Origin of the sequence: Salinibacterium xinjiangense (genome assembly GCF_014645015.1) — a bacterium.
Lineage (GTDB): Bacteria > Actinomycetota > Actinomycetes > Actinomycetales > Microbacteriaceae > Rhodoglobus > Rhodoglobus xinjiangensis.
Map to the genome: position 1 here is coordinate 82,225 of NZ_BMLC01000003.1, position 20,564 is coordinate 102,788.

At 64.2% G+C, this 20,564-nt stretch carries 18 protein-coding genes; 13 read left to right on the forward strand and 5 right to left on the reverse strand.

Translation table 11 applies throughout. The features are described 5' to 3' along the window. Positions 1-32 precede the first annotated feature (32 nt). The 4 genes from IEW81_RS10505 (at position 33) to IEW81_RS10520 (ending at position 2,421) form a co-directional block, all read left to right on the forward strand. Positions 33-584, forward strand: coding sequence for a DivIVA domain-containing protein (locus IEW81_RS10505; protein ID WP_097061377.1), 552 nt, complete (start codon positions 33-35; stop codon positions 582-584). Between the two features lie 45 nt (positions 585-629). Beyond that, positions 630-1,310 carry an aggregation-promoting factor C-terminal-like domain-containing protein gene (locus tag IEW81_RS14700; protein ID WP_308421901.1) on the forward strand — a complete coding sequence of 227 codons (681 nt, stop codon included), beginning with the start codon at positions 630-632 and terminating at the stop codon, positions 1,308-1,310. A gap of 65 nt (positions 1,311-1,375) precedes the next feature. Beyond that, positions 1,376-1,675 carry an Rv1322 family protein gene (locus IEW81_RS10515; RefSeq protein ID WP_097061376.1) on the forward strand — a complete coding sequence of 100 codons (300 nt, stop codon included), beginning with the start codon at positions 1,376-1,378 and terminating at the stop codon, positions 1,673-1,675. Further along, positions 1,672-2,421 (forward strand): alpha/beta hydrolase, encoded by a 750-nt coding sequence (locus tag IEW81_RS10520; protein WP_097061375.1) that lies wholly within the window; start codon positions 1,672-1,674, stop codon positions 2,419-2,421. The genes IEW81_RS10515 and IEW81_RS10520 overlap by 4 nt, the downstream gene beginning before the upstream one ends. A gap of 7 nt (positions 2,422-2,428) precedes the next feature. Here IEW81_RS10520 and IEW81_RS10525 read toward each other — a convergent pair whose 3' ends face one another. Continuing rightward, positions 2,429-3,490, reverse strand: a complete 1,062-nt coding sequence (locus tag IEW81_RS10525) for an AI-2E family transporter (RefSeq protein ID WP_097061374.1) — start codon at positions 3,488-3,490, stop codon at positions 2,429-2,431. Positions 3,491-3,537: 47 nt separating this feature from the next. Next, on the reverse strand, positions 3,538-5,454 hold the full coding sequence (locus tag IEW81_RS10530; RefSeq protein WP_097061373.1) for a coiled-coil domain-containing protein: 1,917 nt from the start codon (positions 5,452-5,454) through the stop codon (positions 3,538-3,540). Positions 5,455-5,753: 299 nt separating this feature from the next. On the opposite strand from IEW81_RS10530, the gene IEW81_RS10535 reads away from it, so the two are divergent. From IEW81_RS10535 to IEW81_RS10545, 3 genes are read left to right on the forward strand one after another with little or no spacing between them, the layout of a single operon-like run. Next, positions 5,754-7,511: a DUF8094 domain-containing protein gene (locus tag IEW81_RS10535; RefSeq protein ID WP_218840041.1), complete on the forward strand. Its 1,758-nt coding sequence runs from the start codon at positions 5,754-5,756 to the stop codon at positions 7,509-7,511. Continuing rightward, the gene (locus tag IEW81_RS10540; RefSeq protein ID WP_097061372.1) at positions 7,508-8,425 is read left to right on the forward strand and encodes a co-chaperone YbbN; all 918 of its coding nucleotides are present in this window, start codon (positions 7,508-7,510) and stop codon (positions 8,423-8,425) included. The genes IEW81_RS10535 and IEW81_RS10540 overlap by 4 nt, the downstream gene beginning before the upstream one ends. A gap of 4 nt (positions 8,426-8,429) precedes the next feature. Then, positions 8,430-8,894, forward strand: a complete 465-nt coding sequence (locus IEW81_RS10545; protein WP_143544714.1) for a hypothetical protein — start codon at positions 8,430-8,432, stop codon at positions 8,892-8,894. A 1-nt stretch (position 8,895) separates the two neighbouring features. On the opposite strand, the gene glgB is transcribed toward IEW81_RS10545, so the two are convergent. Both glgB and IEW81_RS10555 read right to left on the reverse strand, forming a co-directional pair. Beyond that, positions 8,896-11,073 (reverse strand): 1,4-alpha-glucan branching protein GlgB, encoded by a 2,178-nt coding sequence (gene glgB, locus IEW81_RS10550; protein ID WP_097061370.1) that lies wholly within the window; start codon positions 11,071-11,073, stop codon positions 8,896-8,898. Then, positions 11,073-13,052, reverse strand: coding sequence for an alpha-1,4-glucan--maltose-1-phosphate maltosyltransferase (locus tag IEW81_RS10555; RefSeq protein WP_373285397.1), 1,980 nt, complete (start codon positions 13,050-13,052; stop codon positions 11,073-11,075). The genes glgB and IEW81_RS10555 overlap by 1 nt, the downstream gene beginning before the upstream one ends. Before the next feature lie 379 nt (positions 13,053-13,431). Between IEW81_RS10555 and IEW81_RS10560 the strand changes: the two genes are divergently transcribed. From IEW81_RS10560 to glgP, 6 genes are all read left to right on the forward strand, one after another. Then, positions 13,432-14,037: an alternate-type signal peptide domain-containing protein gene (locus IEW81_RS10560; RefSeq protein WP_097061369.1), complete on the forward strand. Its 606-nt coding sequence runs from the start codon at positions 13,432-13,434 to the stop codon at positions 14,035-14,037. Positions 14,038-14,171: 134 nt separating this feature from the next. Then, entirely contained in the window at positions 14,172-14,759 is a 588-nt protein-coding gene (locus IEW81_RS10565) for a hypothetical protein (protein WP_097061368.1), read from the forward strand. Beyond that, positions 14,756-15,475: a hypothetical protein gene (locus IEW81_RS10570; RefSeq protein ID WP_143544713.1), complete on the forward strand. Its 720-nt coding sequence runs from the start codon at positions 14,756-14,758 to the stop codon at positions 15,473-15,475. Before IEW81_RS10565 ends, IEW81_RS10570 begins: the two co-directional genes overlap by 4 nt. Then, entirely contained in the window at positions 15,472-16,572 is a 1,101-nt protein-coding gene (locus IEW81_RS10575) for an RICIN domain-containing protein (RefSeq protein ID WP_097061366.1), read from the forward strand. The genes IEW81_RS10570 and IEW81_RS10575 overlap by 4 nt, the downstream gene beginning before the upstream one ends. Before the next feature lie 71 nt (positions 16,573-16,643). Then, entirely contained in the window at positions 16,644-17,432 is a 789-nt protein-coding gene (locus IEW81_RS10580) for a signal peptidase I (RefSeq protein WP_097061365.1), read from the forward strand. 62 nt (positions 17,433-17,494) lie between these two features. Continuing rightward, entirely contained in the window at positions 17,495-20,050 is a 2,556-nt protein-coding gene (gene glgP / locus IEW81_RS10585; RefSeq protein ID WP_097061364.1) for an alpha-glucan family phosphorylase, read from the forward strand. A gap of 37 nt (positions 20,051-20,087) precedes the next feature. Here the strand turns inward: glgP and ybaK are convergent, their stop codons facing one another. After that, positions 20,088-20,561 carry a Cys-tRNA(Pro) deacylase gene (gene ybaK / locus IEW81_RS10590; protein WP_097061363.1) on the reverse strand — a complete coding sequence of 158 codons (474 nt, stop codon included), beginning with the start codon at positions 20,559-20,561 and terminating at the stop codon, positions 20,088-20,090. Between the last annotated feature and the right edge of the window lie 3 nt (positions 20,562-20,564).

A 20,564-nucleotide genomic window follows, 5' to 3' on the forward strand; every position in this document is an offset into this window, starting at 1 on the left:
TGTAGCGGAAGCTTCTCCGGCACAATGTAGGGGTGAGCACAACATTTCCCCGGATCCGTAAGTCAAAACTCGGATACAACGTCGACCAGGTCGAAGACTTTCTCGAGGAGGCGCGGCGCGCATATACGGCTGCAGTTGACCAGCCGAACGTGCTGGGCGCAGATAACATCCGGATCATGGCATTCGCGATGCAGAAAGGTGGATACTCGACCACCCATGTCGATGCAGCGCTGGAGCGATTGGAGGAAGCGTTCGCGTCACGCGAGAGGGAGCGGGTCGTTGCCAGCGAAGGTGACGCCGCCTGGTACGCCAAGGCACGAAGCTCGGCCCAGACCATCCTCGACAGGCTCGCGCGAGAAGATGGACATAAGTTCTCGAGAGTAGGTCCGTTCACCAGCGGCTACCACCCCGTCGACGTAGATGCGTTCGCTGAACGCATGGTCGGCTACTTCCAGCACGGCAAGACTCTCAGCGTCGAACACGTCCGTACCGTGGTCTTCCGGACGGTCAAAAGAGGGTACAACGAGCAGCAGGTCGACCTCCTGCTGGATTCCGTCATCGACGTCATGCTGGCGGTCAAGTGACCCCGAGTACGACTTCCCAGCTTTTTGGGCTAAAATCCTGTAATCGTGAGTAGACATTCTCGAGTTGACGAACTCCGCGCACAGTTGAAGAGCGCTGGCGGAGACGTCTCAGGACGGCACAGGCGGGCTGCCTGGTCGCTTCCCATCTTCGCGACGCTCGCCAGTTTCGCGTTCATCGCCGTCAGTCTCGCCCCGCCGTCTGTGTCATCGGCCGCCGCTGCGTCGGGTGTCGAATTCGGTTCGATCGTCGCTCCTGCGGACGTGCGCGTCGCCCAGTCCCAGTCGGTGACTGCGGCTGCGGTGGCGGTGTCGGTGGCAGGTCGCGACGCATTCTCGATCACCGATCCCGTCGTCGTCGTCGCGCCCCCGGTCGTGGTCGAAGCGGCCTCGGCATCCGCCGCTCCAGCAGCGGGCGTGCCCGACCCGGGCAGTGCGCAGGCCATCGCGCAGGGCATCCTCGCCTCGATGGGCATGGGCGACGACCAGTACAGCTGCCTCGTGGCACTCTGGAACCGCGAATCAGGCTGGAACGTCTATGCGTTCAATGAGTCGAGTGGTGCGTACGGGATCCCGCAGTCGCTTCCTGGTGACAAGATGGCGTCGGCCGGTGCCGACTGGGCCACCAACCCCGCGACCCAGATCTCATGGGGCCTCAGCTACATCACGAGTCGCTACAGCACTCCCTGTGGTGCCTGGGAACACTCCGAGATCAACGGGTGGTACTAACCACCGACGGCGTGTCCGCTCTGTGCCGTGAACGACGTCACGTGGGGCTGGCATACAGTGGAGGGATGCCACGTTCCAATCGCCCGCGCGGTCGCCGTTCGGGTGGAGCTGACGACGAACCGGATCTCTCCCGGGCTCTCGCAGGCATGCGGCACATCCAGGACAAACGTGATGGTGCCTGGAACGTGCAGCCACTGTCTGGTGTCGGCGCCACGAAAACCTACGTGTGCCCCGGTTGCGGTTTGGAGATCGGCGTCGGCGTTGCGCACACTGTCACCTGGCGCGCCGATGGAATCATGGGCGAAGTGAACGATCTCGCCGCCCGCCGCCACTGGCACCTGCACTGCTGGAAGTTGAAGTCATGAGCGACGAGATGGTGCGGGCTGGGAATCCTGACCCGGTCAAAATCCGCGGTGGCATCGAGCTTCCTGCGCACCGCGAGGATGTGGAGCTGCACACGAGCGACGGCCTCACGCTGGTGGGGGAGTTGGCGCTGCCGCTGCACGCCGAGCCCGTCGCCACGCTCGTGACGCTGCATCCGCTTCCCACGGCTGGCGGCTTCATGGACTCGCACATTCTGCGCAAGGCTGCAGCTCGCCTCCCAGCGCTGGCCGATATCGCCGTGCTCAGGTTCAACTTCCGCGGGGTCACGTCACCGCGGGGAACGTCCGACGGTGAGTTCGGCCAGGGCGTGGATGAGGGCCTGGACCTCAAGGCGGCCATGGCCTTTATCACCGCGCGCGGGCTGCCGAATCCGTGGCTGCTCGGGTGGTCATTCGGCACGGATGTCGTGCTTGCGCACGGTCGCGACTATCCGGTGATCGGGGTCATCCTGCTGTCGCCGCCTCTGCGCACCACGACCCCGGCCGAACTCGCAGCATGGGCGGGGTCGAGCGCGACGATGGTCGCACTCATCCCGGAGTTCGATGACTTTCTACGGCCGGCCGAGGCTGCCGTCGCTTTCGCGGCAATCCCCGAACTGGAACTCGTCAACGTCGACGGAGGAAGGCACCTGTGGGTCGGGGAAGAACAGACCAGCCGTGTTCTGTCGGAGATCGTCGCGAGGCTGAACCCCGGAGTGCTTCCGCTGCCGATGACCTGGAACTTGTAGATCCCGGTCAGAGGTCGTTCTGCCGCGGTACGAAGACCTGGTTGATCACCAGCATGATCGCTGCCGCGACAGGGATGGCGATGAGCGCACCGAGAATACCCAGTAGCGTCCCACCCGCAAGTGCAGCAATCACGACGATAGCCCCGGGGATCCTGACTGCCTGGGCCATGATCCGCGGATTGAGCACGTATGCCTCGACCTGCATATAGACCACATAATAGATGCCGACGGCGATTACGCTCGGCGGACCATTGAACAGCAGCACCAGAAGGGTGATGATCACCGAACTCGAAACGGTGCCGACCAGGGGGATGAGCGACCCGAGGAACGCAATGAAGGCCAGCAACGCCGAATACTTCACCGGCAGCCCGAAGGCGGGGTAGATCAGCGTCAACACAATGAACGAGAGCGCACCGTTGACGAGGGCAAGCGAACCCTGGCCGATGACGAACCGGCCGACCGCCGCGGAGACCTGCTCGGCCAGGTCGATGAATCCGGGCCTTCTAGAGGCAGGAACCAGCTGGTACAGGCCACGCTTGAGGCTGGTGAGCGACGACACGAAATAGATCGTCAGGATCAGCACGATGATCGTTCCTGTCACCCCTGTCGCGATGCCGATTCCGACGCTGAGGACACCACCGCCGATGGAGGTGAAATCCAGCGTCCCGAGCCAGCCCTGAAGTCCGTCGAGAGCTCCCTGCACGTCGAACCACGGCACAGCCTTCTCGATGTTGTCGCGCAGTGTGCCATCGATGAACGCGTTGATGAGGCCGGGGGTGGCCCTGATCGCGGTCTGGACCTGTTCAGTGACGACAGGGATGATCGCGAACACAAGCCCGGTGAAGACGCCCAGCACGGCTACCAGAACCGTGGCTATCGCGATCGGACGCGGGAATTTCTTCTTCTCGAGCCAGGTGACGAGCGGATCGAGACCCAGTGCGAGGAAGAGAGCCGCTCCGATATAGGTCAGGATCGTCGCAAGTGAACCGATTGTTGCGCCGATGGCGATCGCGACGAGCACACCGAGTCCACCGAGTAAGCCGAAAAGGAATGGGTTATGGATCTTCACGGCGGTCCTCAGTGTTCGGCGACGAGTCTGCTGTCGTAGGTCGAGACTTAGTTGGCAGACATCTTCTCTGCCTGCTGCAGCACACCGCGCAGGTTCTCGAGGTAACCGGCAACCGTGTCACGCTCGAGCATAATCTTGGCGAGTCGCTCTTCTGCTTCAGACACCAGTTGCGAGCTGCGTTTTTCGGCGTCGTCCATCATGGCCGCTGCGCGTGCCTCGGCATTCTCGAGCACGTCCCTGGCACTGGCCGCTGCGGCGTCCCGCGTCTTCTTGGCGGTGGCCTTCGAGGTCGAGTCGAGAGAGCTGGCCTGCTGGCGCTTCGTGTCGGTTTGCCGGATGAGGTCGGCGAGTTGGGCCTGCGCCTCGTCGAGATACTTCTGGGTCTGGCTGCTGGCCTCCTGGTGCTTCTGCAGGAACTCTTTCTCAGCCAGATCGCGACGTGCGGTCATGTCGAGCTCGTGGTCGATGCGCGCCTGCTCAGTCTCGGTGGCGAGCGTCGACCTGGCCTCGTCTGTCTCGTGGGCAAGGGCTGCGCTCGTCGACTCGGCCTCGCTCGCAAGTTCGGCACGCTGGCGTTCGATATCGCGCGCGACATCGGTCCGCTGCTTCTCGATGTCGTGCTTGAGCGACGCGCGGGCTCCGGAGATCTCCGCTTCGAGGGCTGCGCGTTGTTCGACGATCTCGGCAGTCAGGCTCGCCAATTTCTCCGCGGTGTCGGCCTCAAGGGTTGTGTGTGCGGTCGCCGTATTCTTCACCAGTGTGTTCTGGGCGGCCCTGTTTTCGGCTTCGAAGCTCACCCGTGCCGACGCAGTGTCAGCGTCGAGGGCACCGCGAGCGGCCGTAGTATCAGCCTCGAGAGCAGCCCAGGCCGTGGATGTCTCGGTCTCCAGCGCAGCACGAGCCGTCGCTGTCTCCGCCTCGAGTGTGGCGCGAGTGTTCGCGGTGTCGGTTTCCAGCGCGGCACGGGCCATCTCGGTTTCCGTGGCAAGCGCCGACTGCGCTGCCTCCGTCTCGGCGGTGAGAAATGCACGGGCGGCTTCGGTCTCTGCCTCCAACTCGGCCCGCGTTGCTTCGGCGTCGATGCGCAACTGGTCCTGGGCGCGGGCCGTGTCGTTCGCCAGCTTTTCGTGCTGCGCGCTTGACTCGTTCTCGAAGGCTTCGTGCGCTGTCGCAATCTCTGTCGCGAGCCCGGTGCGGCCGGTGTCGAGTTCGCGTGCGAGATCCGTCCGTCCATGTTCGATATCGCGAGAGAGGTCGGCGCGCAGCGTGGCGTTCTCGTTTTCGAAGGTGGCGCGCCCCAGTTCGGAATCACGCGTGAGCTGGTCTGCGATCTCCCGCGCTTCGGCGGCGTCCCTGCTGGCCGTGGCCTTCAGCTCCGCTGCCTCGTGTTCGGCCTGGGCGCGAAGCGCTGCCGCTTCACGCTTGGACATGGTTCGGAGTTCGGCGGCTTCGGTGGCGACAGCGCCGCGGATGGCTCCGGCTTCGCGCATGGCATCCTGCGTCATCGCGTCGGCATCGACCCGGGCGCTGGAGAGCACGGCGTCAGCTTCAGCGCGTGCCTCCTCGAGCAGCGTCTTCGCGGCCTCGGATGCGACTTCTGTCGACCTTGTGTTCTCGAGCTGCGCGTCTGCCTTGAGCTTGGCTACTTCGACTGCTGTCGTGGTGCGCAGCTTCTCGGCGTCGATGTCGGCCTGGCTGATGAGGCGTGTCGACTGCTCCTCGGCGACCCTCAGTGTGTTCTCGAGTTTGGTTCCCAGACCGGCATAGGTGGGGCTCCCGCTTTCGTCGAGTTCGGCCTGCAGGTCTTCATTGACCGCAAGAAGCCGTTTTACCTCTTTCGCTGAGTCGTTTCGACCCGTGTTCGCCCTGATGAGTTCGGTGCGGAGTTGCTGGAGGGTCCTGTCGACCTCTTCCTTCTTGTATCCGCGCATTTCGGTGCCGAAAGTGGTGTCGTCAGCAGCCATGACATCTCCTTGGAAGGTGTGGGGAACGCTGCGAGTTTAGCGTGCTGGTAATCACGGAACTCGACGGGGCTGGACGCTCGAAATTCGATGCTGACGTATTGTCGCGTCGGAAACATGCAGCATATTCCCAGACGAACGGTTAGTCCTCCCCGGATCGATCCGCTAATCTTGAAAGTCTTTGTTGCTACTATTCCCCGAAACCGGGGGCCCCTCCTCTCGTCCTGAGTGTGAGCATCCGCTTCCCGTGGCGGAGGGTGTCACGACTGTTGTCTGGCTGAGTAGTGCGAAAGGAGTAAGTCGTGCGATTTGTACTCGCCATCATCAGTTTTGTGCTCGCTGCCGTCATGATCGGCGCGGGCATCGCACAGCGCACTATCTTCGCCGAGCCTGACCAGGCGGTGTTGTCGACCTCGGTGTCGACCGACTCTGCCGTCACAGTCGTCGATGGAACCGCACTCAACGCCTACGCGGGCAACCAGTCGTTGACTATCTCTGGCGCAGACACGATCTTTGCAGCGTACGGTCGCACGACCGATGTCGTCGCGTGGGTCGGAGATGCGACCCACAACGAGATCGGCTTCGACCCGGAATCGATGGAACTGACGGACACGCTCGTTCGAGGTACCGATTCTGAGGTGCCTGACCCCACCGGTTCCGACCTCTGGCTCAACGAGTACTCGAGTCAGCAGCAGCTCGCCCTCCGCGTGAGCGTCCCCTCCGATTTCTCCTTCGTGGTCGTGTCCGATGGCATCGAACCAGCCGCGGGCACCGTGAGCGTCGCGTGGCCGCTCGACAACGCGACACCGTTCTCCGGGCCGCTGATCGTGGGTGGTGCCCTCGCGCTGCTGCTCGGTCTCGCCTTCCTCCTTTGGGCGATCACCCACATGCGCAAGCTGCGTGGCCCGCGACGCAAACCACTGAAAATGCCAAAACTTCCACGCAAGCCTCGCTACAAACTGCCCCGCAGGTCCATCGCCAAGCCCGCCGTCGGGCGTCGAGCGATCGGCCGGGGCATGGTTGCGGCACCGGTGATGCTCATCGGCGCACTGGTGCTGAGCGGATGCACTTCCGGGCCCTTCTCCGCGGGCGTCGCGACCAGCCGGCCGACTCCTAGTGCGTCAGCGACGACCGGCGGAGCCGAAGCCGCAGTAGCCGACCCGCCAGCCATCACGGTGTCGCAGGCCGAGCGCATCATCGCTGACGTCTCGAAGGTCGTGGCGGCGGCGGACAAGGCGAAAGACCCAGCGCTACTGGCGACGCGGTTCGCTGGCGCCGCCCTCGAGATCCGCACAGCGAATTACGCGATCACGACCGCCGACCCCACGCTGGCCGCTTTGCCGGTGATTCCCGCCGGTCCGGTGAAGCTGACCCTGCCACAGCGGACCGATACCTGGCCGCGAACAGTCTTCGCCGTAATCCAGGATGATACTGACGACACTGTGCCGTCGATCGCCCTCTTCCTCGAGCAGGATGACGCGCGCGACCCGTACAAGGTCAAGTACGCCGTCACTCTCGAGCCGTCGCAGAAGATTCCGGATGTCGCCCAGGCAGACGTCGGGGCAGACCGCCTGTTGCCCGACAACCCCGTGCTCAGGTTGACCCCCACCGAGATTGCTCTCGCGTACGCCGACATCCTGGACAAGGATGTCAACAGCGAGGCGTACCTCGACTTCGACCCGCAGGGCGACAGCCTCCGCACCGCGGTTGGTCCGGCTTATAAGGCATCGGTGCGCGCTGCGCTACCCACCACCGCAAGCGTCACTTTCGGCAGCGGCATCGGCGAGGCCGAGGCGATCTCGCTCGGTACGAATGACGCTGGTGCTTTGATCGCCGTGAATCTGAACGAGACCACGACCGTTGCTCCGATCGAGGAGGGCGCGGCGGTGAACACCTCGGGCCAGGTGAAGGCGCTTTCGGGCCTCGCCGTCAGTTCCAAGGGAGTGGTCGCCACGTATGGCGACCAGTTGCTGTTCTACGTCCCACCGGCCGGCAGCGGCGGCAAGATCGTGCTGCTCGGATATACGCAGGGGCTCGTCAAGGCTGGGGAGATCCAATGACCAACACACCTATAAGCGGAGCCAACATCCGGGGAGCTGTCGACCTCTCGTCGCTCGTAAGACCTGCGGCCACTGCCCCGGGAGCAGCCGGATCGCCGGCTCCCACCGGTGGGGGCGTGGTGAGGTCGTCGACCGACTCGACGTTCACGCAAGTGCTGGAACTTTCCTCAACCGTTCCCGTGATCGTAGAGTTCTATGGCCAGGGTGTCGAGGCCGCGCTGACCACGTTCGTGCCGCAATACGGCGGTCGCCTGGTGCTGGTGACTGTGGATGCGACGACCAACCCCCAGCTCGCGCAGGCGTTTCAGGTGCAGCAGGTTCCCACCGTCGCGGCGGTCGTCGGCGGTCGCCCGGTGCAACTGTTCACCGGCACGCTGACGGATCCTGAGTTGCGCGAGGTCATGGACCAGGTTTTGCAGCTTGCGGCGCAGAACAACGTCACGGGGTCGATTCCGGTCGATACCGACGCCGGTGTCGATGCCGAGCCGGTCGAAGAGCCGCTGCCTCCCCACCACCAGGAGGCCTACGATGCGATCGCCATCGGTGATTTCGCGACGGCGATCAGGGAATACGAGACGGCTATCGTGCAGAATCCGCGCGACAGCCTCGCGGTGGCCGGCCTTGCACAGGTATCGCTGCTGGCGCGGCTGGACAGCACTATCGCCGATACGGTGCGCGCTGCCGCGGCTGCTGCTCCGGATGACGTCGATGCGCAACTGGCTGTGGCCGACCTCGACGTCTCCGGCGGTCATCTGGAGGACGCGTTCGCGAGGCTGCTCGACCTCTTCCCGAGCCTCGATGCCGCTGGCAAGAACCGGGTGCGCGCCCGGATCCTGGACTTCTTCGAGATTGCTGGTCCCGATGATGAGCGCGTCGGCGCTGCTCGCCGGCGACTGACCCTGCTGCTGTACTGATCCTGTGACCGGAAATCTCGTGTCTGCGGGTCGCTGGGAGCTGCGGCGCCGGCTCGTGCTGCTCGTCGCCCTCGCGGCCTTGATCCTGGTTCTCGTCCTTGGTGCATCGAGGGTGCTCACCGGCCAACTGCTCGGCGTGGTCACGGTCATCATCGTGATCGCCACCACAGCGGTGCTATGGCATGTAGGGCGCAACCAGACGGCCTCGGTCGCCGCGGAGAAAGCCGCCGGATTCTCGACCCTGTACGACTTCGACGGAGTCGAGTTGCGTGATTATCGCACGGACGAGGTGATCCGGGAGAGAGACATTTCGCCGGGTAACGGAATCCGTCGCTCCCTGATCAGCGGAATGTTGATCGTGCCCGCAGGCTCGCAGTTGGCGCGCCGCCTGGCCGACGAGGCTGACGCACGCGACCAGCCACGTCATGATCAGCCCGGCGCCGCCGGACCGGGCGACGGCCAGCGCTGAGCTAGCGGCGTGGCTTCAGCCAGAGGCCGCCGAGGGGCGGAATGGTGAGTTCGACCGAGGCCGGTCGCCCCTGGAACGGCTCATCGAGGGCCTGCACCGAGCCGAAGTTGCCGACACCTGATCCACCGAAATCCTCGGCATCGGTGTTGATGACCTCGTCCCACGTTCCGGAGAACGGCAGCCCTATGCGGTACGGGCCGACGGGATTGCCGCCGAAGTTGAAGATCGCGACGAGCGGCTCGCCCGAGCGTGACCAGCGCACGAACGCGACCACGTTCTGTAGCGAGTTGCCGCCGTCGAGCCACTCGAACCCGGCGGCGTCATTGTCCTGTTCCCAGAGCGCCGGGCTCGCGGTGTACGTGTGGTTAAGGCCGGCGACCAGCTTCTGCATCCCCTGGTGCATCGGCTGGTCGAGGATCCACCAGTCGAGACCGCGCTCCTCGCTCCATTCCGACGGCTGCCCGAACTCGCTGCCCATGAACAGCAGCTGCTTGCCGGGATGCGCCCACATGAACGCGAGGTAGACGCGCAGGTTGGCGAGTTTCTGCCAGTGGTCGCCGGGCATCTTGTGAAGCAGCGATCCCTTGCCATGCACGACCTCGTCGTGGCTGATCGGCAGCAGGAAGCTCTCGCTGAACGCGTAGACGAGCCCGAAGGTCAGCAGATTGTGGTGGTACGAGCGGTTGATCGGGTCTTCCTGCATGTACCGCAGGGTGTCGTTCATCCACCCCATGTTCCATTTCATGCCATAACCGAGACCGGATGAGGTGGTCGGCTTCGTGACGCCGGGCCACGATGTCGACTCCTCGGCGATCATGATGATGCCGGGGTTGCGCTTGTAGGCCGTGGCGTTGACCTCCTGCAGGAATGCGATCGCCTCGAGGTTCTCACGGCCGCCGTACTGGTTCGGCAACCACTGGCCTTCTTCGCGGGAGTAGTCGAGATAGAGCATGGATGCGACCGCATCGACCCGCAGGCCGTCGATGTGGAACTCTTCGAGCCAGTACAGGGCGTTGGCGACCAGGAAATTGCGCACCTGCGAGTCGCCGAAGTTGAAGATCAGCGTGCCCCAGTCCATCTGCTCACCGCGGCGGGGGTCGCTGTGCTCATACAGGGATTCGCCGTCGAATTTCGCGAGCGCCCACTCGTCTTTCGGGAAGTGGCCGGGGACCCAGTCCATGATCACGCCGATGCCGGCCTGGTGCAGGCAGTCGATGAGGTACTTCAGGTCGTCAGGATGCCCGAACCTGCTGGTGGGCGCGTAGTAGCCGGTCACCTGGTAACCCCAGGATCCGCCGAATGGATGCTCCGCCAGCGGCATGAATTCGACGTGGGTGAAACCGAGCTGGGTCACGTAGTCGATGAGCTCGATGGCGAGGCTGCGATAGTCGAGCCCCGGACGCCACGATCCCACGTGCAGCTCGTACACGCTCATGGGAGCGTTCTGCGTGTCGGTGGACGCGCGTCGTGACATCCACGAGTCGTCTGCCCATTCGAACCGGCTCTGGCCGACCTTCGAGCCGGTGGCGGGCGACACCTCGGTGTAACGTGCCATCGGGTCGGCCCGGGTGACCCACTCTCCCTGCTGGGTCAGCAGCTCGAACTTATAGGTGTTTCCGGGCTGCAGGGCTGGGACGAATATCTCCCATACGCCGTTGTCGTCGAGACGGCGCATGGAGTGCCCGACACCGTTCCAGGAGTTGAAGTCACCGACCACGCGGACCGCCTTCGCGTGGGGAGCCCACACTGAGAAGCTCGTTCCGTCCACGCCTTCATGCGGGCGGAAATGGGCACCCAATACCTGCCACAGCTGCTCGTGTCGACCTTCGGCCCAGAGATACAGGTCCATCTCGCCGACCGACGAGACGAAACGGTATGGGTCGTCAGCTGACCAGGCCGGTGCACCGTCATAGCTTGCTTCGACGTGGTACGCCAGTCCGGCTCCCGCAGCGTAACCCTGCCAGAGCCCATCGGCGACGTGGTCGAGCTCGACTCGCGATCCGTCACCACGCACCGCAGCGACAGTGGAGGCGAGCGGGCGCAGGGCGCGGATCACAAATCCATCCCCCACGGCGTGCTGGCCCAGGGTGTCGTGAGGCTGCGGGTGGCTTCCGCTGGCGATCGAGGCGATGAGTCCGGGGTGAAGCTCGGGAAGAGCGGGACTGGTGGTGTCAGCCATTAGTTTCCTTTCGGGTACACGACGCGCAGGATATGCACAGGCTGGGTGAATGGATCGAGGCGCACGTAGTTGTCGCGGCCCCAGGTGAAGGTGTCGCCGGTGATGAGGTCGACGACGTGGATGCGATCATCCGGTGCGAGGCCGAGGCGGGTCAGGTCAAGGTGCACCACGGTCTCCCGCACGGCGTGGGAATCGAGGTTGGCGACGATGATCAGCCCGTCAGGGGAGCCGGAACCGGTGAACCTGGCGGGCAGGAACTTCGAGTACGCGATGATCGACTCATCGTCTGTCCACTGCACATCGAGGTTGCGCAGCTGCCTGAGTGACGGATGCGCCGCCCTGATCAGGTTGAGCCGGGTGAGGTAGGGCGCCAGGGTCGTGCCTGTCGCGTCGGCGGCAGCCCAGTCGCGCTGCTTGTACTCGTACTTCTCGTTATCGAGGTTCTCTTCGCTGCCGGGTCGAGCCACGTTCTCGACGAGTTCGTAACCCGCGTATACGCCCCAGGATGGTGATGCGGTCGCCGCCAGCGCCGCACGCACCTTGTAGGCGCCTCGACCGCCGAACTGGAGGTATTCGGTGAGGATGTCGGGAGTATTGACAAAGAGGTTGGGGCGGAAGTAGTCCGCGGATTCCCGTGACAGCTCCTCGAAGTATTCCTCCAGCTCGACTTTCGTGTTGCGCCACGTGAAGTAGGTGTACGACTGCTGGAAACCGGCACCGGCCAGGCCGCGCATCATGGCCGGACGAGTGAACGCCTCGGCGAGGAAGACGACCTCGGGGTGACGGTCGTAGATGACGCCCAGCAGCCATTCCCAGAACGCCAGCGGTTTCGTGTGCGGATTGTCGACGCGGAAGATGTGCACGCCGAGCGAGATCCAGTATTCGACGATGCGGAGTACCTCGACTCGGATACCTTCCGGATCGTTGTCGAAGTTCACGGGATAAATGTCCTGGTACTTCTTCGGAGGGTTCTCGGCGTACGCGATCGTGCCGTCGGGGAGGGTCGTGAACCACTCGGGATGCTCGGTGACCCAGGGGTGGTCAGGTGAGCACTGGAGCGCGAGGTCGATCCCTACCTCGAGTCCGACCTTCCTCGCGGCGCCCAGGAAGAACGTGAAGTCCTTGACGGTTCCCAGGTCGGGGTGGATGGCGTCGTGCCCCCCTGAGGTAGCGCCGATCGCCCAGGGCGAGCCGGGATCTTCGGGCCCGGCGTCGAGCGTGTTGTTCGGGCCCTTGCGGTTGGTGACACCGATGGGGTGGATGGGCGGCAGGTAGAGCACGTCGAAGCCCATGGCCGCCACCCCCGGCAGTCGCTTCGCGGCGGTGCGAAAAGTACCAGACACCCACGAGCCATTCTTTGCCTTCTTTGCGCCCTCGCTGCGGGGAAAGAACTCGTACCAGCTGCCGACCGCGGCCCTGGCACGCTCCACCCGGAGGGAAAGCACCTCGCTCACAGTGTCGAGGCTGGTCAGCGGCTTCGCGTTGATGGCTGTCACGATGGCGGGATCGGTGACGGCAGCGAGTCGGCCCTCGGGGGAGAGGGTGCTGTTTTTCAGCGACTGGCGAGCGTTGGTGAAGATTCTCTTCGATCCCGCGCGGGCGAGCAGCCGGTCCGCCATGGTGAACATGAGGTCAACATCCACTCCCGCCGGGATCTTCAGCTCGGCATTGTGTTGCCAGGTCTGCCAGTCGTCGGTGAACGCTCGGATGCGCCACGTCCATGTTCCGGGAGAAGTGAGCTGGGCATCCACTGTCCAGCCATCGGTGCCTGCTGCCATCGGAGCCATGCGGTGTACATGCTCGAGGCCGGTCGGATCCGTCAGCAGCAGCTGCACCCCGATCAGGTCGTGACCCTCGCGGAACACTGTCGCCGTGAAGGGCACCACCTCGCCGACGAAACTTTTCGCGGCCCAGCGGTTCTCGGGTTGTTGCGGTGAGAGATTGCGAATAGGGATGCGGCCGATGGCCGGCGTGCGGATGTCTGTGGCCGGCGAGACCACGCTGTCAGATTTTGTCTTTGCCACCTTTCGAAGTTAGCGCACACGCTCGAATAGTCGTCAGTCCCTGGCAAATACGGCAGGCAAGCGGCAACGCAACACCGGCCCATTTCGGTGGGTCATAGGGGGGACACGATTTGTCCCCCGTTTTGGGTGGGGTACAAAGCTTGTCCCCCCTAGTGCCCACCCGATATATTTCTTGTGGGGGGAAGAGAGCTCAGTGTTTTGGGGCAACATTCTCGGCCTGACTCAGAGCAGGCAATTCATCGGATATCAACCAACCCGCCGCATACCAGGAACCTGGTGCGCGATCTCACACCAACACCTGGTGCCGTTTGTGGCGCCCTCGAAAGGAAACACAATGAACAAGCTCGTCAAGGGTGCAGTGGCAACGGCCGCTGGTGTTGCACTGCTCATGGGTGGCGCCGGTACCTTCGCGTACTGGAACGACTCGGTCGGCATCACCGGTGGCACGATCACCGCCGGCAACCTGGTCGTCACCGACGCCACACCCACGAGCGGCGTGTGGACGGTGTTGAAGAACGGTGTGGGAACCGCAACCACCATTACCAACATCGCGACCTTCGTGGCGTCACCCGGCGACAAGTTCACCTACACGAAGAGCGTCACGATCACCGCGACCGGCGACAACCTGACCGCGACGCTCGCACTCGGCGCCGGATCGATTACTGCCGCTGGCACCGTTCCGACCGCAGCCAGCACGGCGCTCGCCGCCTACCTGACCAAGACGGCTGGCATCACCGCCATCGGCACGGGCGTCACCGCTGGTGCGGTTGCCGGCACTTACATCATCACCCCCGGCACCGCAGGCGTGACCGCCCGCACCGTCGTTGTCTCCGTCGTGATCGAGTTCCCCAAGAACGCATTGGCGACCACCGTCGAGAACACCACGAAGCTCGGCTCCGTGACCCTCTCCGGCCTGAACGTCACGCTCGACCAGCAGTAGCCGCTCAGCTGTGGGCGTGCCGAACCCGAACCTCGGCACGCCCACGCTGACACCAGCACGAACACTCGTCATGATCCGGCCGACACGGCCCCTCCCAGCCTTCTGACCATCGGCTATCGAAAGCAGAGACCGCCATGCCTCGAATCGCACAGACGCCCAGCGTCACTGCGTCGAGGCGTCGTCGGTCTCTTTTCAGTTTCTCGAACATCCTCAAGTCGATGGTCACCGTCACCGTCGCGATCTCGCTCTCGGTTTTCGCGGCGGGTGGCACGTACGCCTACCTCAACTCGAGCCGTCCCATCAGCGTCGGAACATCGGGGGGAACATCCGCCACGATCAACAGCGGAACCTCCGGTCTCGTGGCCAGCACCAACACCATCGCATTCGCTGGCCTGTATCCCGGCGTCACCCAGACCGCCGATTTCAGCGCATCTGCATCAGGATCCGCTGACCTGATCCTGAGCGTCACGTCCATCACGGGCCAGGGTGCCAACGGGCTCACCATCACAGTCGCACCGGGTACGTGTGCAGCCCCCGGAACTGCCATTGTCGTCGGATCGCTCGGCGTCAAGGCCGTCGCCGCGACGACCTACGACGCCGTAATCACGCCGGCCTCTACGGTGCAGTTGTGTCTCGTCGTCAGCATGCTGGCAAACGCACCCGCCAGCGCCGCCGGAACCACCACTGCGATTCTGGTCAACCTCCAGGGAGACCAGCCGTGATGCGCCAGCGGCTGGCCATCGCGATCGTCGTGGCCGCAGGCGCCATACTCGGGGCAGGAATACCTGTCGCCGCGACGGCTGCCGCGCCCACCGTCGAATACAGCCGTGATGGTGGGCTGACGTGGTCGGCGGCTCCGCCGTCGTTCCTGTTCTCGTCGTCAATGCGGCTCGTTCCCGGTGACGCCATGACCGAGAACGTGCTCATCCGATCACTGCGTGCTGACCCGACGCTCATGCAGTTATCGCTCGCCAATGCGACAACCGCCAGCGCGCTTCTCGAATCGGCGCTCACAGTCGAGGGAGCCGATGCCGCCGGCGCAGGGCTCACACCGACAACGCTGGACGCGTTGACCACGTGCCAGACCGTCGTACCCGACCGTGTGCTGGCCCAGGGCGAGATCGTGTCTGTCTCCCTGACGATGCGCGTATCGTCTTCGCTCACGGGGCAGGAGGCGCAGGACTCGATAGGTTATTTCGACCTGGCGCTGGCCATGTCTGATCCCGGCACGGCGATCGCTCCCAACGGTTGTGCGGTGAACGCCGTGCTCATTCCGGGCACGGGTGAAGGGCAGGACACCCCGCGCTCTATCCCAGCGGGCCTTGCGTACACCGGGACGACCCTGGCATATCCTGCAATCATCACCACCCTGGTTAGCCTCGGCGTCGGAGGGTTGTTCGTGCTGATAGGTCGGCGGCGAGGGAGGGAAAGCGAATGACGTCACGAAAGCCGGCGCGGTCACGCAACCTCGGACGTTTATCGCGCCTTCCCGGATGGCGCCCCGCGGCGGTCATCGGGCTGGCGATATTCCTCATCGCAACCGGGACCCTGGCCGGGAATGCATACTGGTCTGCTGTCGTCTCGAGGTCGGCGACGGTCACCGCAGCGACGCCCGCAACCACAACTTCCGGTATCGATGGGCTTACCGCCACGTATAAGCAGGGGCTCACCTTAGGCGGCTCCGTGGTGATCTCTGCTCCGTTGCTTGCCGACACGGCGCCGATCACGATCACAAATACCGGCTCTACCCCGCTGAATTACTCGGTGTCGGTGTCTGGCGGTGACGCCGCGGTGACTCTCCTGCTCTGGAAGCGGGGTGCGACCTGCGACGCTGGCACCGTTCCGGCGGCCGGGGCGACCACGGGGACGTTGTTGGCACCACCGGTGATGCCGGCAGATGCCACCTCGGCCGCTGCAGGCGTAAGCCTTCTGCTGTGTGCGCGCACGATCCTGACCAGTACCTTCGCTGATGCCGCCGGCGTCACGATCACACCGACAATGACCTTTACCGGCAGGGTCGGTGACAACTGGAGTGTAGGGAGTGGAACCGCATTCACCCAGACCGCGACGCATAGCTGGTTCAGGATCAAGCACAGCTTCAGCGGGAAATGTTTCGATGCCAATGGCGCACCTCTCGTGCTGGGTACGACGATGGTCCTGTTCCCCTGCAAGTTGCCCGACAAGACAGATAACCAATCGTTCAGGTTCGAACCCGTAGGCAGCCAGTTCCGCATCTACATCGGCAATGGAACCGGCATCGGGCCGGTCGTAGCACCCACCGTCGATACCCAGAACGCGCAGGTGCAACTCGTCGCGAAGACGACGACGACCGGAGCTCTGTTGAACCGACAACTGTGGAATGTGGTGGCGAACGGCGCGGCCGGTGACTACCGACTGGTCAACCAGCAGACCGGCCTATGCCTGACCATGAACAATTCGAATGATCTCACGGTGTTTGTGATGACGACATGCTCCTCGAATTCCGGCACTAACGAATACCGCGCAGAGCACTACAGCTTTGTCGAAATACCCTGATTCGTTGGGATACCCGATGGTGATGATCGTGCAATATCATTCAACCGGAGTGGCTGATCCGGGGGAGTCGTATGGCACCGCCTAGGCACAGGGCCGCAGCAGGTCGCACCGGCATGCGCCCCGCCGGCACGGGCTTCGGCAGCAGGGCTGCCGGCAGAGGCTCGGGGGAGATCGGGATTCCGAAGGAGAAGGGGCTACTCCAGTATCTAGGCCTCGCGCTCAGCGGCGCCTTTCTGGTGTTGGTGCTGGCTGTAGCGGTTCTCGTTATCGCGCTCCCGCTGATCTCCGGCGGTGCCGCGCTGACCGTTCTCACTAATTCGATGGCACCGAAGTTCCCGCCCGGCACGCTCATCATCATCAAGCCGACCCCGATCGCCGACATCAGGGTCGGCGATGTGCTGACCTACCAGATCACCTCTGGTGACCCTGCCGTGATCTCCCACCGGGTCATCACTCGCAGTGTGAGTCTCGAGGGCGAGACGACGTTCATCACGAAGGGCGACAATAACGATCTGGCCGATCCGAAGCCCATCAGTGAATTGCGGGTGAAGGGCACCCTCTGGTACGCGATCCCGTACCTCGGCTTCGTCAACAATGCCGTGAACGGCGAGGCCCGCCTGCTGGTGACCCCGATCATCGCCGGGCTCCTGTTCGCATATGCGGTATACACGGTGATCTCGAGTATCGCGGGTCGCCGGAAGAAGCTCGCGGCGGCGGCGGCGGCAGCGGCGGCGGCGGCAGCCGACGCAGGCGGGCCTGATGCGCAGCTGCCGGCAGCACTGGTCGAGGCGCGAGCTCCGGGTCGGAGCAGCTCCGAACAACACGAACCCGAACAGCTCGACCCCGACCTCTCCCACTGACCCGGACGGGTCGCAACGGCGTAGCTCACCTGACAGCTGCCCTCCTGCCGTAGGCTTGCCGAGTGAAGGCAATCAGACGGTTTACGGTTCGCACGGTTCTCCCGCAAGCGCTTGCGGGCCTGGAGGAGCTTGCGTCCAATCTGCGATGGTCGTGGCACGAGCCGACCCGCCAGTTCTTTCGAGCGATCGACCCGGTGCTGTGGGATGAGACGGGGCACGATCCGATCCGGATGCTCGGAGCCGTCGAACCCACCAGGCTGCACGAGCTCGCGGTCGACGAGGATTTCGTGGGCACCGCGACCTTTCTGTTAGACGGGTTGCACCAGTACCTGCGCGAGCCGCGCTGGTACCAGCAGCTCGAGGGAGCGCCTGCATCCATCGCCTATTTCTCACCCGAATACGGGATTGCCGCAGCGCTACCGCAGTACTCCGGTGGGCTCGGTATTCTTGCCGGCGACCACCTGAAGAGCGCCTCAGACCTCGGTGTACCGATCATCGGTGTCGGGCTCTTCTATCGCGCGGGGTACTTCCGCCAAGGCATCTCGCGTGAGGGTTGGCAGCAGGAGAGCTATCCGGTGCTCGACCCCGACGGCCTCCCCTTGCGGGTGCTCAGGCAGCCGGACGGCCAGCCAGCCAGGGTGACCCTCGCGCTACCGGACGGCCAGGGTCTCTCGGCGATCGTCTGGGTGGCGCAGGTCGGACGCATCCCGCTGCTGCTGCTTGATACCGACATCGCTGAGAACAGCGACGACCTGCGCTCTGTCACCGATCGCCTCTATGGCGGAGGGGGTGAGCACCGGCTCCTACAGGAGTTGCTGCTCGGCATCGGCGGCGTTCGCGCCATCGGCCTCTACACCGAACTCACCGGTACGCCGCTGCCCGAAGTGTTCCACACCAACGAGGGTCACGCCGGTTTTCAGGCGCTCGAGCGCATCAGCGACCTGATCGGTGAGGGTCTTGGTTTCGCGGATGCCCTGCAGGCCGTTCGCGCCGGAACCGTCTTCACCACCCACACGCCGGTTCCCGCTGGCATCGACCGTTTCCCCGTCGACATGATCGACAGGTACTTCTCGACCGACCTGCTTCCCGGCGTCGCCTCGGCGGATGTGCTCGCCCTCGGCACTGAGAACTTCGATGGCGGTGATCAGGGAATGTTCAACATGGCCGTAATGGGTCTCAGGCTCGCACAACGCGCCAACGGGGTCTCAAAGCTGCACGGCGAGGTGTCGCGCGGAATGTTCGGTGCCCTGTGGCCCGGATTTGACAACGCAGACGTGCCGATCACCTCCGTCACCAACGGTGTGCATGCGCCGACGTGGACGGATCCGCAGATGCTGGAGCTCGCCCAGAAGAGGTTCGGCACCGTCGACACGACAGCTGTCGACTGGTCGTCACAGGCCGTCACCGACAGTGACCTGTGGGAGGTGCGGGGCCGGATGCGCGCGCAGCTGGTCGCGGACGCGCGCCGACGCACCGCCGAGGCCTGGCACGAGCAGAACCCCGGTGTGGGCGCCCCTGCATGGTTCTCGGGGCTGCTCGATCCGTCAGTGCTGACGATCGGATTTGCGCGCCGCGTTCCGACCTACAAGCGCCTCACCCTGATGCTGCACGATCCTGAGCGGCTGCGCGCGCTTCTGCTCCACCCAGAGCGACCTGTGCAACTCGTGATCGCCGGCAAGTCGCATCCGGCAGACGATGAAGGCAAGCGACTCATCCAGAAGCTCGTCGAGTTCAGCCAGGACCCCGAGGTCCGCCAGCGCATCGTGTTCCTTCCGAACTACGACATCGCGATGGCGAAGCTGCTGTACCCGGGAACCGATATTTGGCTAAACAACCCGTTGCGCCCCCTGGAAGCGTGCGGCACATCCGGCATGAAGGCAGCCCTGAACGGGTCTCTCAACCTGTCGATTCTCGATGGCTGGTGGGCTGAGTTCTACGACGAAGAGAATGGCTGGGCGATCCCCTCCGCTGACTCCGCAGGCGACGGTGCTGAGCGCGACGAGGTGGAGGCGAACAGCATGTACGACCTCATCGAGCACCAGATCGCTCCCAGGTTCTACGACCGCCGGGCCGACGGAGTGCCCTCCCGCTGGGTGGACGGGATACGCCACACCCTCGCCACGCTGTCGCCCGCGCTGTCGGCCGACCGCATGGTGCGTGAATACGTCGAGCGGCTCTACGTTCCGGCGGCGGACGCAGCCCGCGTAATCAGCGCAAACGCCTACCAGCCGGCCAGGGAGCTCGCGGCCTGGAAATCGCGGGTCATTGCGGCGTGGCCGAAGGTGCATGTCACCCACGTCGAATCAGGCGGAGTCGACACTGTGCCCCAGGTCGGTGACGAGCTGCACCTGCGTGCCACCGTCGACATCGACGGGCTGGATGCCAGTGACCTCAGCGTCGACGTCGTCTACGGCCGCGCTCGCGACGGTGACATGCTCGAGAACGTCGAGCAGGCGCCACTCGAACTGATGCCGTCGTCGCCCGGTCAGCCGAAGGTATTCGGCGGGACTGTTCCGCTGTCGCGTGCCGGAAGTTTCGGCTACACCGTCCGGGTCGTGCCGCGGCATCCGCTGCTGGCGTCGCCATCTGAGCTGGGGCTGATCGCGGTAGCCGAATAGCCAACTAGCGGATCGTTGTCGGCCGAAACCGCAGGATCTATGAGCGACCGATGGCTGCCACCACCGCACCGGTGGCAGCCCGAAGGTCGTGCGGTGTGAGCTCGATGTCGAAGCCGCGGCGCCCACCAGAGACGAATACCGTGTCATAGAGTTCGGCGGTCTCGTCGAGCACCGTAGGGTTCACGGTCTTCTGCCCGATCGGGCTGATCCCGCCGACCACGTACCCGGTCCGTCGTTCGGCGAGCCTCGGGTCGGCCATACTCGCCTTCCTGCCAGCGACCGCGGCGGCAAGGGCCTTCAGATCGAGCGTGCCCGAAACCGGGACGATCGCCACGACCAGCCGGCCGTCGACATCCGCCACCAGCGTCTTGAACACCTGCCCGGGATCGAGCCCGAGCACGGTTGCAGCCTCCAGTCCGAAATTGGTATTGCCCGGGTCGTGATCGTATTCGTACTCCACGAACGGGATACCCGCCGCGGTGAGCGCGACAGTTGCCGGCGTACCGCCCATCGT